Here is a 13,693-nt window from a genome sequence, read left to right on the forward strand (position 1 = left end):
TGCTTACGCAGCCTGTTGGAATTGCTGGCGGTATTGGTTCGGCGATAACTCGGTGTGTTGGCGAAACAACCGCGCAAAGAAACTCGCATCGTCGTAGCCCACCTCATAACTGATGGTCTTGATGCTCTTGCGGCTGCCCGAGAGCAGGCCCTTGGCCGTCTCGATACGTAAGCGTTGCAGGTAGTGCAGCGGCTTGTCGCCGGTGGCGGTCTGGAAGCGGCGCATGAAGTTGCGGATGCTCATGCCGTGTTCCCGGGCGACGTCTTCGAAGCGGAATTTGTCGGCGAAGTGCTCTTCGAGCCAATGCTGGATCTGCAGGATGATCACGTCCTGGTGCAGCTTCTGCCCGCCAAAACCGATACGTCCCGGCGAGTAGCTGCGCTGCACTTCGTAGAGGATGTCGCGGGCCACGGCCTGGGCGATGTTGGCGCCGCAGAAGCGTTCGATCAGGTAGATATACAGGTCGCACGCCGAGGTGGTGCCGCCGGCGCAATACAGGTTGTCGGCGTCGGTGAGGTGCTTGTCCTGGTTGAGCTGGACCTTGGGGAAGCGTTCGCCGAACGCGTTGAAGAAACGCCAGTAGGTGGTCGCCTCCTTGCCATCGAGCAGGCCGGCTTCGGCCAGCCAGAACACCCCGGTGGCTTCGCCGCAGAGTACCGCGCCCCGTGCATGCTGTTCGCGCAGCCACGGCAGCACTTGCGGGTAGCGCGCGCACAGGGCATCGAAGTCATCCCAGAAGGCCGGTAGCACGATGATGTCGGCGTCTTCCAGGCCGCCGTCCACCGGCATGATCACGTCACTGAAACTGCGCACCGATTTTCCGTCGGGGCTCACCAGGCGTGTTTCGAACGCTGGGGTCAGGCCCAGGCCTTGCTGTTTGCCATAACGCAGGCTGGCGAGATGGAAGAAATCCTTGGCTTGCATCAGGGTTGAAGCGAATACCCGATCAATGGCCAAAATGCTGACGCGCCGCAACGGCGTGGAGATTTGGTTAGACATAATTTCATTTATTCTTATAGGGGAAAGTGGTCACCAGACGGCTGGATCGTCTTATTTTTTGTCGCATGTGTCCAGTGTCCTGTGACGCCATCGGGGCATAGGCTCTGTGGGTTCCTCCTTGTCCGACAATCCACGCAGGTGACCCATGATTCCGAGAACCTTGTTCAGCCCGGAGCACGAACTCTTCCGCCAGAGCGTGCGCACCTTTCTTGAAAAAGACGCTGCACCGTTTCACGGGCAATGGGAGAAGCAGGGCTACATCGACCGTAACCTGTGGAACAAGGCGGGGGAGGCGGGGATGTTGTGTTCCCATCTGCCGGAGGAGTACGGCGGGCTGGGCGCGGACTTTCTCTACAGCGCGGTAGTGATCGAAGAGATCAGTCGCTTGGGCCTGACTGGCATCGGCTTTTCCCTGCATTCGGACATTGTCGCGCCCTACATCCTGCATTACGGCAGTGAAGCGCTGAAGCACAAGTACCTGCCCAAGTTGATCTCTGGCGAGACAGTCACGGCCATCGCCATGACCGAGCCGGGTGCCGGGTCCGACTTGCAAGGGGTCAAGACCACCGCCGTGCTGGACGGTGATGAGTACGTGATCAATGGCTCCAAGACCTTTATCACCAACGGGTTCCTGGCTGAGCTGGTGATCGTGGTCGCCAAGACCGATCCCAAGGCCGGTGCCAAGGGCACCAGCCTGTTTCTGGTGGAGGCTGATACGCCCGGCTTCGCCAAGGGCAAGCGCCTGGAGAAGGTCGGCATGAAGGCCCAGGACACCTCGGAGCTGTTCTTCCAGGACGTGCGGGTGCCCAAGGAAAACCTGCTGGGCCAGGCCGGCATGGGCTTCGCCTACCTGATGCAGGAATTGCCCCAGGAGCGTCTGACTGTCGCGATTGGCGCGCTGTCGTCTGCCGAGGCGGCGTTGCAGTGGACCCTGGAATACACCCGTGAGCGCAAGGCGTTCGGCAAGGCGATTGCCGACTTCCAGAACACCCGTTTCAAGCTGGCGGAGATGGCCACGGAGATTCAGATCGGCCGCGTATTCGTCGACAAATGCATGGCGCTGCACCTGGAAGGCAAGCTGGATGTGCCCACTGCCGCGATGGCCAAGTACTGGGCCACGGACCTGCAATGCAAGGTGCTGGATGAGTGCGTGCAGTTGCACGGCGGCTACGGCTTCATGTGGGAATACCCGATTGCGCGGGCGTGGGCGGATGCGCGGGTGCAGCGGATTTATGCGGGGACCAACGAGATCATGAAGGAGATCATTGCGCGGGCGCTTTGATTTTTGCTGGTCTTGAGTGCGTCATCGGGGGCAAGCCCCCGATAGCGGTCTACAGATCAATCAAGGCGCCGGATTCGGATGATCCTTCTGAATCGCCTCAATCCCTTCCAGCACCTCTTTCGACAGTTTCAGATCAGCACTGGCGATGTTGCTGTCCAGTTGCTCCAGGTTCGTGGCGCCAATAATGTTGCTGGTCACGAACGGTTGTTGGGTCACAAACGCCAACGCCATCTGCGCCGGATCCAGGCCATGCTCCCGCGCCAGTGCCACGTAACGGCTGCACGCCGCCTCCGACTGCGGGTTGAAGTAGCGGCTGAAACGGCTGTACTCGGTCAGGCGCGCCTTGGCCGGGCGTGCGCCACCTTCGTACTTGCCGCTGAGCATGCCGAACGCCAGGGGCGAGTAAGCCAGCAGGCCGCATTGCTCACGGATGGCCACTTCGGCCAGGCCCACTTCAAAGCTGCGGTTGAGCAGGTTGTAGGGGTTCTGGATCGATACCGCGCGGGGCCAGCCACGGGCTTCGGCCAGGGCCAGGAATTTCATGGTGCCCCACGGGGTTTCATTGGACAGGCCGATATGGCGGATCTTGCCGGCCTTGACCTGCTCGTCCAGGGCTTCGAGGGTTTCCTCCAGCGGGGTCAGGTCGTCTTCGTCCTTGTGCTTGTAGCTCAGTTGGCCGAAGAAGTTGGTGCTGCGCTCCGGCCAGTGCAACTGGTAGAGGTCGATCCAGTCGGTTTGCAGGCGCTTGAGGCTGGCGTCCAGTGCCTCGACGATGTGCTTGCGGTTGTGGCGCAGGTGGCCGTCGCGGATGTAGTCGATGGTGTTGCCGGGGCCGGCGATCTTGCTGGCGAGGATCCAGTCGCCACGGTCGCCGCGGCTTTTGAAGTAATTACCGATGTAACGCTCGGTGGTGGCATAGGTGTCGGCCTTGGGCGGCACCGGGTACATTTCTGCGGTGTCGAGGAAGTTGATCCCCGCCGCCTTGGCCCGTTCGATCTGCGCGAAGGCCTCTGCCTCGCTGTTCTGCTCGCCCCAGGTCATGGTGCCCAGGGCTATCGCGCTCACGTTCAGATCCGTTCGGCCCAGCTGTCGATAATCCATCGGGTACTCCTTCAGGGAAAACAATCATAAAAGCAGGTTGAATTTTTTTTCGCAATCTGCATAATTGCCCACCTCTTTCTGCAGTGGAAGTGATGCGCCGCCTGCCGAAGAATCTTGCCGTTGAACGGACGCGCCGACCCGAGCCCCCGATAGCGTCTGTATCCGGCTGCCTTTGACTTGTCAAAGTAAGCACTATTCAGTAAGATCCGCCGTCTAATTTACAGGGCGGCCCCTGAGGCTATTAAAGAATGACAACTTTTACTGCAAAACCGGAAACAGTTCAGCGCGACTGGTTTGTCGTCGACGCCGCTGGTCAGACCCTGGGTCGTCTGGCCACTGAAGTCGCCAGCCGTCTGCGTGGCAAGCACAAGCCTGAGTACACCCCTCACGTTGACACCGGTGACTACATCGTGATCATCAACGCTGAGCAGGTACGTGTTACCGGCAACAAAGCGCAAGACAAAATGTACTACCGTCACTCCGGTTTCCCAGGCGGTATCAAGTCTTCCAACTTTGAAGGCCTGATCTCCAAGAAGCCTGAAGCCCCGATCGAAATCGCGGTCAAAGGCATGCTGCCGAAGGGCCCACTGGGTCGCGATATGTTTCGCAAGCTGAAAGTCTATGCGGGCGCTGTACACCCTCATGCTGCTCAGCAGCCCCAAGAACTGAAGTTTTAACGGAATAGTTCATTATGTCGGCGACTCAAAATTACGGCACTGGCCGTCGCAAAACCGCAACCGCACGCGTTTTCCTGCGTCCGGGCACTGGTAACATCTCGATCAACAACCGCACTCTGGATAACTTCTTCGGTCGCGAAACTGCCCGCATGGTAGTTCGTCAGCCGCTGGAATTGACCGAGACTGTTGAAAAGTTCGACATCTACGTCACCGTTATCGGTGGCGGTGTAAGTGGTCAAGCTGGCGCAATCCGCCACGGTATCACTCGCGCTCTGATGCAGTACGACGAAACCCTGCGTGGCGCTCTGCGCAAAGCTGGCTTCGTGACTCGTGATGCCCGTGAAGTTGAACGTAAGAAAGTCGGTCTGCGTAAAGCGCGTAAGCGTCCGCAGTACTCGAAGCGTTAATTCGCTTTACGTTCCACAAAAACGCCCAGCCTCCTTACGGAGCTGGGCGTTTTTTATTGCCTGCGATTTATGCACATTTTTCACCGTGACAACTTGCCACATCCGTAGACCCCCTATACTACAAGGCCTGGAGGCGGAGCCCCGGGCAATTCCCTTGTCAGACGTGGGGCTTTTCATTACCATTCGGCAAAATTTTTATAAGTTCAGATTTAATACTTAGTAGACGCCTGATTTAACAGGCCAAAAAGCTGATGGGAGAGGACTGAATGAGCAATGACGGCGTGAATGCAGGCCGGCGTCGCTTCTTGGTAGCAGCCACATCCGTGGTGGGTGCTGCAGGAGCGGTGGGGGCTGCGGTCCCGTTCGTGGGGTCATGGTTTCCCAGTGCCAAGGCGAAAGCCGCAGGTGCACCGGTGAAGGTGAATATCAGCAAGATCGAACCAGGCCAGCAGATGATTGCTGAGTGGCGCGGCCAGCCGGTATTCATTGTTCGTCGTACGGAGGAAATCCTGGGAAATCTGAAAAAGATCGAAGGCCAGTTGTCTGACCCCAAATCTGAGAAATCCGACCAACCCGCCTACGCCAAAAACGAAGCACGTTCGATCAAGCCAGAGATTCTGCTGCTGGTCGGCCTGTGTACCCACTTGGGATGCTCACCCACTTTCCGCCCGGAAGTTGCCCCAGTCGATCTGGGGAAAGACTGGGTCGGTGGTTATTTCTGCCCCTGCCACGGCTCCCACTACGATCTGGCGGGTCGCGTCTACAAGTCCCAGCCCGCTCCCTTGAACCTGCCCGTGCCTCCGCATACCTACGAAACTGACGACCTCATTGTCATTGGCCTCGATAAGGAGAACGCGTGATGAGCAAGTTCATGGATTGGGTCGATGCACGCTTCCCCGCTACTAAAATGTGGGAAGACCATCTCAGCAAGTATTACGCCCCGAAGAACTTCAACTTCTTCTACTTCTTTGGCTCCCTGGCACTGCTGGTGCTGGTCAACCAGATCGTCACCGGTGTCTGGCTGACGATGAGCTACACCCCGTCGGCGGAGGAGGCGTTTGCTTCCGTCGAATACATCATGCGTGACGTCGAGTACGGCTCGATCCTGCGTCTGCTGCACTCCACCGGCGCTTCAGCGTTCTTTATCGTGGTCTACCTGCACATGTTCCGTGGTTTGCTCTACGGTTCGTACCAGAAGCCCCGCGAGCTGGTGTGGGTGTTCGGCATGCTGATCTACCTGGCGCTGATGGCAGAAGCCTTCATGGGCTACCTGCTGCCATGGGGCCAGATGTCGTACTGGGGCGCCCAGGTGATCATCTCGCTGTTCGGTGCGATCCCGGTCATCGGCAACGACCTGACCCAGTGGATCCGCGGTGACTACCTGATCTCCGGTATCACCCTGAACCGCTTCTTCGCCCTGCATGTCGTGGCGCTGCCCATCGTGATCCTGGGCCTTGTGGTGCTGCACATCCTGGCGCTGCACGAAGTGGGTTCCAACAACCCGGATGGCGTGGACATCAAGAAGCACAAGGACGAGAACGGCATCCCGCTGGATGGCATCCCGTTCCACCCGTACTACACCGTGAAAGACATTGTCGGCGTGGTCGTGTTCCTCTTCGTATTCTGCTCGATCGTGTTCTTTTTCCCGGAGATGGGTGGTTATTTCCTCGAGAAGCCTAACTTCGAACAGGCGAACGCCTTCAAGACACCTGAGCACATTGCCCCGGTCTGGTACTTCACGCCGTTCTACGCGATCTTGCGGGCGATCCCCGACAAACTCATGGGCGTCATCGCCATGGGCGCGGCCATTGCGGTGCTGTTCGTGTTGCCGTGGCTCGACCGAAGCCCGGTCAAGTCCATGCGCTACAAAGGCTGGCTGAGCAAAATCTGGCTGTGGGTGTTCTGCATTGCATTCGTGATTCTGGGCGTGTTGGGCGTATTGGCGCCGACCCCGGAGCGTACGCTGCTGTCGCAGGTCTGCACCTTCCTGTACTTCGCCTACTTCATTCTGATGCCGTTCTACACCCGGCTCGAGAAGACCAAACCGGTTCCGGAAAGGGTGACTGGCTGATGAAAAAATTATTCGTTGCATTGATGCTTGCGGCGCTGCCGCTACTGTCCTTCGCTGCCGAGCACGGCGGCCCGGAACTGGAAAAAGTCGATATCGACGTGTCTGACAAGGCGGCTATGCAAGACGGCGCGCGTACGTTCGCCAACTACTGCATGGGCTGCCACAGCGCCAAGTTCCAGCGTTACGAGCGGGTGGCCGATGACCTCGGTATCCCCCATGAAATGATGCTGGAGAAGCTGGTGTTCACCGGTGCCAAGATCGGCGACCACATGAATATCGGCATGAAGCCTGCCGACGCCAAGACCTGGTTCGGTGCAGCACCGCCTGACCTGACTCTGGTGGCACGTGTACGCGGCACCGACTGGCTCTACGGCTACCTGAAATCCTTCTACGAGGACCCGGCGCGCCCTTATGGCGTGAACAACCGTGTGTTCCCGAACGTCGGCATGCCTAACGTTCTGGTCGGCCTGCAAGGCAAGCAAGTGGTAGGATGCAAGCAGGTTCAGGTCGTCGAAGACGGCAAGAAGCAATATGATCCGTTGACCGGTACGCCTTTGACCCATGAAGCGTGCGATCAACTGAAGATAGAAACCCCTGGTTCGTTGACTGACGAGCAGTTTGACGAGAAGGTCAAGAATCTGGTGACCTTCCTGGCCTATTCGGCCAACCCGGTCAAACTGCAACACCAGCGCATCGGGACGTATGTCTTGCTGTACCTGGCTTTCTTCTTCGTATTCGCTTATCTGCTTAAACGCGAATACTGGAAGGATGTGCATTGATCCAACCGTAAGCAATTGCTGTTAATCTTGCGCGCCCAGCGGCATCTCTAACCCGTAGCGACCTGGACTTTCCAGAGGCTGCAGAGATGCTTTCTGGGCGCGCTCGTTTTTGAGCTTTCCATAATTTCAACAAGCGAGGAGGACCGCCATGGGCGTGACCAATCGGTTGGCCTGTTACTCCGACCCCGCCGACCACTATTCCCACCGAGTACGCATCGTACTCGCAGAGAAGGGTGTCAGCGCCGAGATCATCAGTGTGGAGGTGGGTCGTCATCCGCCGAAACTGATCGAAGTGAACCCTTACGGCAGCTTGCCCACCCTGGTCGATCGTGACCTGGCGTTGTGGGAGTCAACCGTGGTGATGGAATATCTGGATGAGCGTTACCCGCATCCGCCTTTGCTGCCGGTGTATCCGGTGGCCCGTGCCAACAGCCGCCTGCTGATCCATCGGATCCAGCGAGATTGGTGCGGGCTGGTGGATTTGATCCTGGATACCCGCAGCAAAGAAGCCGCTCGGGTGCAGGCGCGCAAGGAATTGCGCGAGAGCCTGACCGGTGTTTCGCCGTTGTTCGCCGATAAACCTTTTTTCCTCAGCGAGGAACAAAGCTTGGTGGATTGCTGCCTATTACCCATACTCTGGCGCTTGCCGATTCTGGGCATTGAACTGCCACGGCCTGCCAAGCCGTTGCTTGATTACATGGAGCGCCAGTTTGCGCGTGAGGCTTTCCAGGCAAGTCTGTCTGGTGTCGAACGCGATATGCGCTAAGGCTTAAGGAGCCGTTGATGAACTCCAGTCGACCTTACCTGGTCCGCGCGCTCTATGAGTGGATTGTGGATAACGATTGCACCCCGCACATGCTGGTCAATTCCGAATTTCCTGCGGTTCAGGTACCGCAGGGTTTTGCCAGTGACGGGCAGATTGTGTTGAACGTATCACCCAGCGCCGTGCGCCACCTGCACATGGACAATGAAGCGGTCAGCTTCGAAGGGCGCTTCGGTGGTGTGCCGCATACGCTGTTCGTGCCGATTGGCGCTATCCTCGGCATCTATGCCCGGGAGAACGGCCAAGGCATGGTGTTCGATCTGGAGTCGCCTTTCGAGGACGACGAAGTGATTGAAGAGGAAGATGGCGATGATGTGCCGCCACCGGATACCGAGCCACCGCGTCCAAGCGGTCGGCCGAGCCTTAAAGTGGTGAAGTAAAGTGCGTAAGTCTTCGGGCCTGCGTTAAAAAATGCCTCGGCTCTGCCGGGGCATTTTTTTGTCAAAAACTCCCCGCTGTTTCGCTGGCGGCCCCCGTGGTGAACTGATTGTCGACGCCGCCTTGCCAGTAGACCTCGTTGACATTGCTCAGGCTGCGGATCAGGCATTTCCATTTGATGTGTTGCTGTGTGGGCCACACGACAGTGCCGCTCCAGCGATTGGATGCGCCGGATTGCAGTGCGATAGCGTGGGCCGGGTCCCAGGCGCCGAGTTCGATAGGCGACCCCACTGCGTAGACTGCCTGGCCGAGCTCCGGCCTGACATTGTCGCAGTGCAGGGTGGTCGTGGTGTCGGAAGGTGCCGGGGCGGCCTGCCACGAGCGGATGCGCTGCCCGTCCGCAAACAGGGCAGGGCTGAAGCCGTCAGGCACCTTGGAAAGGTCGGAGTCCAAGGCGATCAGCAGGCGCTTGCGGCTGCCTTGGATGGCGGCCACCAATCCGGAATAGTGGGTCTGGAAACTGATGGGTGAATCGGCCCTGATGCCGGCGTCCTTGCGCAGGCTGATCAGCTCGCGGATCAGGTCGCCCCGGCCCCAGTCGTACATGTCGGGCCAATACACAGTCGGCGTACCCGGGCTCAGCAGGATATAGGCATAGGCGATATTGCGTTGCGGGTCGGCAAGGGGCCAATGATGCTGCCCGCCGTATTGCCCTGGCGAATAACCGGTGTCGTGGTTGTCGACAAAGGTCACCGCGACCTGCCGCCATGCCGGTTCGGGATTGCCATTCAAGCCATGACGCCACTCGGCCAAGCTGCCATTTTGCATGCGCTCCTTGAGGGCAAAATCGAACACGCTGCAGTGGGACCGATCCGACCAGTCCTTCAACGCATCCTGCCAACTGGCCTGGCTGCGCCAGTCGTTCGCCGGATACTCGCCGGGGCCTTTCCACAACTCGCCGACGCAGAACGCTTGGTCACCCAAGTTTTTCATCCACACATCGACCCGCTCCGGCGCGTAGCCGCGCACAAAATCGAAGCGCAAGCCTTTGGCGCTGTAGTTGTCCCGCAGGTTCCTGAATTCCTGCATGAAGCGCTGCGAGACTTCCGAGTTGCTTGTGTTGAGGTCGGCCGAACCGCTCATGAACGCATCGCCCTCATCACAGGCGACGGGGGCGGTGCAGTCATCGCGCCACAGCTTGAGCCCCCTGGGAAAGCGTATCTGTTTACTTGGCAGCTTGTCGTTCATATGGTTGGGCACCACGTCGTATATCGCTTGCACGCCGGCACCTGCCAGGGCGGCGACCGCCTGTTTGAGCTGGCTGTCGCTGCCGTACTGGCTGTTCTTGTCGAAGTCGCTCCAGAAGTAGCCTTCACCGCCGCCCGACGTTCCCGACGTCGCGTCGCTCCAACTGGATTGATCGCTCCAGGCGGGCGGCAGCCAGACTTTGGTGAAGCCGTCCTGGCCGATAGTGGGGGCCATTTGTGCCAGCACCTCATACCATTTCTGCGGGGCATTGCGGCTGGAGTTCCAGTGGAAACCCTGCAGCAGGATGTCTTCTCCACCGCCATTGCGCACGCTTGGCGGTGCAGCGTGGACGGCGCATGCCAGCAGCCAGACAATCGTTGTGCAATACCAGCCTGTGCGTTTCATCACCCGGCACCTGTTTGCTGGAACAGGCTTTACTCTGCTACGGGGATGGAAAACCGTCTGCTGTCATAATTGCCAGGTGCGCGAGAACGTTTGGCACTAAGACCCAGGCGTGAAGTAGCCACGCGTTATGTTCGAATTTGAACCCCCTTTTCACGGGAGCCCTATACAGCCGGAGCTGAAAGCTGCCCGCTTGTACATGAAAGTGCGGTACAAACGGTGATCGTACAACCGCCATGGGCTATGATGCTGTTTTAGTCCGCCGAGATAGATGATTCCACATGGAAAACGCCAGCACCGCCCCTCGTCTTCCCCGCAAGCGCCGCAGCCTTGCCCAGGAATTGGTCACGGTGCTGTCCGAGCAGATCCGTGATGGTCAACTCAAACGTGGCGACAAGCTGCCCACCGAATCGGCGATCATGGACGCCCATGGCGTCAGCCGCACCGTGGTCCGCGAGGCCATCTCCCGCTTGCAGGCGGCGGGGCAGGTTGAAACCCGTCATGGTATCGGCACCTTTGTGCTCGACACGCCGAGCCCGAGCGGCTTTCGCATCGATCCGGCCACCGTAGTGACCCTGCGTGATGTGCTGGCGATTCTCGAACTGCGTATCAGCCTTGAAGTGGAATCCGCCGGGCTGGCCGCACTGCGCCGTAGCGATGAACAGCTGGCCGCCATGCGCGCGGCCCTCGATGCCCTGAATGAAAGCGCGGCGCACGCCGGTGATGCGGTGGCCTCGGACTTCGCATTCCACCTGGAAATTGCGTTGTCCACCGGCAACCGCTACTTCACCGACATCATGACCCACCTGGGCACCAGCATCATCCCGCGTACGCGCCTGAACTCGGCACGCCTGGCCCATGATGACCACCAGCACTACATGGGACGCCTGAGCCGCGAACACGAAGAGATTTATGAGGCGATTGCCCGCCAGGATTCGGATGCGGCGCGGGCTGCGATGCGTTTGCACCTGACCAATAGCCGTGAGCGGCTGCGCCATGCCCATGAAGAGGCTGAAAGGGCAGGCTGATCGTCAGCAGGTGGCTCATGTGCTGTCCAGCGTTTTTCTATGACGTTTGCATTGATTGGATGTAGGACGCTAACGAGTCCAGTGTTCGCCTCAGGAGCCAATGCCTAAGCCCCTGAGGTGTGTTATCCGCCCTTGATGAACGGTACATAACTGTTAGAGCTCACAGTATCGACAGGCGGTACCGCTCAAGCCGGGGTATTCGGCTTGTAATCCTTAAGCAACAAATACGTACTCCACCCCCACCAATCATTGGTCCAGTGCTTGTCGTTGAGGTCATTCACGTCCTTGCGTCGCAGCACCTTGTCGCCCTCCATCTTGAACAATGGCGAGAAGTTATTCGCCGGGTTCTGCGCGGCATTCAGATCCGGCACATACAGCGGTGCCTTGAAGTTGGCCGGGGAGGGCGCAACGCCACTGATGAAGGTTTCGAAGATCTCATCAGCGGATGCCTGAACGGCGCGTTTGACCTGTGCCCGATTGGCTGCGTCGAGACTGTCGAAATAGCGTTTGTCGCCATAGGCATGCCACTCGTCACCCACGGCATTGCGCACCTTGAGCCCGAACTTGCTGTCTTCATCGTGCATGAAGCGGCTGATCAGCGAGCCCAGTTCGCCCGGAGTGACGACCGCCGCCAGCTGTTTGCGCGGCACGCGCAGGTGGCCGGCAGAAAATAGATCGGTCAAGAAGTGATCGGCAAAGCCGTTCATGGCGTAGGCCAGCTCCAATGCCTGATCGGTACCGGTCTGGTGGGCCACCACGGCCTGTTGCAAGGCGGCTGCATGCCCCGCCAGGTAGGCTGCCAGCGCCCATTCGCCGAAGTGGTCGGCGTTGTCCGCCGCCAGTTTCAGGTAACGCCCCAGTGGGATCAGTGCCGACACCGCGCTGCCGCCACCGGTGATGCGGTTCCATTCCTCGGACAACGTATCACCCAGGGCATCATAGGCTTCATGGGCTTGCTTGCCGTCCTTGATCGCCTGGTTGACCGCGTTGATCTCTTTTTGCATCACCGCCAGGATCTTCGGCGCTTCGTCCCGCGAGGCCGGCAGCACGGCCAGTGAGTTGAACGCGGCGCTGAAACGCTGCATACGATCGGCAGGTGAGGTGCCTTCGTTGATGGGCTGGCCGGGGATGCCATAAAAATCACCGCCCAGGGCGATCACTTGGCCGTAGGTGAGTGCCAGCCCGTTGGGCAGGTGCAGTTCGACTTGCCGCGCGGGGATTGCCGGGGCGTCCTTGCTGAAGCGCAACAGCGTATCGTCGCCGATGGCGGTGTGTTCACCGCCTTCGAAGCGCAGGGTAGGCGGTTTTTTTGCGGGTGCTGCGAGTTCAGGACCTGACATGTTAGCTCCTTGCTATGTCGTAGGAATCTTCCTTGAATGCTGTATGTATATACAGCAATGCAGAGCATAGAGGAATAATTTCCTACGTCAAGAACAGCGCTGCCCAAGCCTTTCAACGCCCTCAAGTGCACAACGCCGATGAATTGCAGTTGACGAAATTATTTATAGTTGTACGATGACGTACGACATCAACAAAACCAACAACCTTTCAATAGAAAGTCTTCGCCCAGGGTGTTCGAATAATGAATCCACAAGAACTGAAGTCCATCCTCTCCCACGGTCTGCTGTCTTTCCCGGTGACCGATTTCAATGCCCAGGGTGACTTCCACCAGGCGGGCTACATCAAGCGCCTGGAATGGCTGGCCCCTTACGGCGCCACTGCTTTGTTCGCAGCGGGCGGCACTGGTGAGTTTTTCTCCCTCGCCGCCAGCGAATATTCCCAAGTGATCAAGACCGCCGTGGATACCTGCGCCACCAGCGTGCCGATCCTCGCCGGTGTCGGTGGTTCGACCCGCCAGGCCATCGAGTACGCGCAAGAAGCCGAGCGCCTGGGCGCCAAAGGCCTGTTGCTGCTGCCGCACTACCTCACCGAAGCCAGCCAGGACGGGGTTGCCGCCCACGTTGAAGCGGTGTGCAAATCAGTCAAGATCGGTGTGGTGGTCTACAACCGCAACGTGTGCCGCCTGACCGCTCCGCTGCTGGAACGCCTGGCCGAGCGCTGCCCGAACCTGATCGGCTACAAGGATGGCCTGGGTGACATCGAGTTGATGGTGTCGATCCGCCGCCGTCTGGGTGATCGTTTCAGCTACCTCGGCGGCCTGCCGACCGCGGAGGTCTACGCCGCTGCCTACAAGGCCCTGGGCGTACCGGTGTACTCCTCGGCGGTGTTCAACTTCATCCCGAAAACCGCGATGGATTTCTACCACGCCATTGCCAAGGACGATCACGCCACCGTCGCCAAGATCATCGACGACTTCTTCCTGCCGTACCTGGACATCCGTAACCGCAAGGCCGGTTATGCCGTGAGCATCGTCAAGGCGGGTGCAAAAATCGTCGGCTATGACGCAGGCCCTGTGCGCACGCCGCTGACCGATCTGCTGCCGGAAGAATACGAAGCCCTGGCCGCGCTGATCGACAAGCAAGGTCCGCAATAAATTA

Annotated in this window: 14 protein-coding genes; 10 read left to right on the forward strand and 4 right to left on the reverse strand. The window is 58.9% G+C overall.

Going from position 1 to position 13,693, the window contains the following annotated elements:
• Positions 1–3 precede the first annotated feature (3 nt).
• The gene (locus B9N88_RS10870; RefSeq protein WP_169899207.1) at positions 4–924 is read right to left on the reverse strand and encodes a GlxA family transcriptional regulator; all 921 of its coding nucleotides are present in this window, start codon (positions 922–924) and stop codon (positions 4–6) included.
• Between the two features lie 220 nt (positions 925–1,144).
• Between B9N88_RS10870 and B9N88_RS10875 the strand changes: the two genes are divergently transcribed.
• Complete coding sequence (locus B9N88_RS10875; RefSeq protein ID WP_027604845.1) at positions 1,145–2,281, forward strand: acyl-CoA dehydrogenase family protein; 1,137 nt, start codon at positions 1,145–1,147, stop codon at positions 2,279–2,281.
• A gap of 60 nt (positions 2,282–2,341) precedes the next feature.
• On the opposite strand, the gene B9N88_RS10880 is transcribed toward B9N88_RS10875, so the two are convergent.
• On the reverse strand, positions 2,342–3,382 hold the full coding sequence (locus B9N88_RS10880; protein WP_027604844.1) for an NADP(H)-dependent aldo-keto reductase: 1,041 nt from the start codon (positions 3,380–3,382) through the stop codon (positions 2,342–2,344).
• Positions 3,383–3,630: 248 nt separating this feature from the next.
• Here B9N88_RS10880 and rplM point away from each other — a divergent pair, with 248 nt between their 5' ends.
• The 7 genes from rplM (at position 3,631) to B9N88_RS10915 (ending at position 8,519) form a co-directional block, all read left to right on the forward strand.
• Entirely contained in the window at positions 3,631–4,059 is a 429-nt protein-coding gene (gene rplM, locus B9N88_RS10885) for a 50S ribosomal protein L13 (protein ID WP_003171742.1), read from the forward strand.
• Positions 4,060–4,073: 14 nt separating this feature from the next.
• Entirely contained in the window at positions 4,074–4,466 is a 393-nt protein-coding gene (gene rpsI / locus B9N88_RS10890; RefSeq protein WP_003171743.1) for a 30S ribosomal protein S9, read from the forward strand.
• Positions 4,467–4,732: 266 nt separating this feature from the next.
• Positions 4,733–5,326 carry a ubiquinol-cytochrome c reductase iron-sulfur subunit gene (gene petA, locus B9N88_RS10895; RefSeq protein ID WP_027604843.1) on the forward strand — a complete coding sequence of 198 codons (594 nt, stop codon included), beginning with the start codon at positions 4,733–4,735 and terminating at the stop codon, positions 5,324–5,326.
• Entirely contained in the window at positions 5,326–6,537 is a 1,212-nt protein-coding gene (locus B9N88_RS10900) for a cytochrome b (protein ID WP_003171746.1), read from the forward strand. The genes petA and B9N88_RS10900 overlap by 1 nt, the downstream gene beginning before the upstream one ends.
• A complete protein-coding gene (locus B9N88_RS10905; protein WP_027604842.1) occupies positions 6,537–7,316 on the forward strand; it encodes a cytochrome c1 in 780 nt (259 codons plus the stop codon). Before B9N88_RS10900 ends, B9N88_RS10905 begins: the two co-directional genes overlap by 1 nt.
• Positions 7,317–7,464: 148 nt before the next feature.
• Positions 7,465–8,082, forward strand: a complete 618-nt coding sequence (locus tag B9N88_RS10910) for a glutathione S-transferase N-terminal domain-containing protein (RefSeq protein WP_027604841.1) — start codon at positions 7,465–7,467, stop codon at positions 8,080–8,082.
• Positions 8,083–8,099: 17 nt separating this feature from the next.
• A complete protein-coding gene (locus tag B9N88_RS10915; protein WP_027604840.1) occupies positions 8,100–8,519 on the forward strand; it encodes a ClpXP protease specificity-enhancing factor in 420 nt (139 codons plus the stop codon).
• A 61-nt stretch (positions 8,520–8,580) separates the two neighbouring features.
• Here B9N88_RS10915 and B9N88_RS10920 read toward each other — a convergent pair whose 3' ends face one another.
• Positions 8,581–10,170, reverse strand: a complete 1,590-nt coding sequence (locus tag B9N88_RS10920; RefSeq protein WP_051429330.1) for a glucan 1,4-alpha-maltotetraohydrolase domain-containing protein — start codon at positions 10,168–10,170, stop codon at positions 8,581–8,583.
• 278 nt (positions 10,171–10,448) lie between these two features.
• On the opposite strand from B9N88_RS10920, the gene B9N88_RS10925 reads away from it, so the two are divergent.
• Complete coding sequence (locus tag B9N88_RS10925) at positions 10,449–11,195, forward strand: FadR/GntR family transcriptional regulator (protein WP_027604839.1); 747 nt, start codon at positions 10,449–10,451, stop codon at positions 11,193–11,195.
• Between the two features lie 185 nt (positions 11,196–11,380).
• Here B9N88_RS10925 and B9N88_RS10930 read toward each other — a convergent pair whose 3' ends face one another.
• A complete protein-coding gene (locus B9N88_RS10930) occupies positions 11,381–12,535 on the reverse strand; it encodes a hypothetical protein (protein ID WP_027604838.1) in 1,155 nt (384 codons plus the stop codon).
• A 242-nt stretch (positions 12,536–12,777) separates the two neighbouring features.
• Between B9N88_RS10930 and kdgD the strand changes: the two genes are divergently transcribed.
• A complete protein-coding gene (kdgD, locus tag B9N88_RS10935) occupies positions 12,778–13,689 on the forward strand; it encodes a 5-dehydro-4-deoxyglucarate dehydratase (protein WP_027604837.1) in 912 nt (303 codons plus the stop codon).
• Positions 13,690–13,693: the final 4 nt, after the last annotated feature.

Source organism: Pseudomonas sp. LAMO17WK12:I1, assembly GCF_900177315.1.
GTDB classification, from domain to species: Bacteria; Pseudomonadota; Gammaproteobacteria; order Pseudomonadales; family Pseudomonadaceae; genus Aquipseudomonas; species Aquipseudomonas marginalis.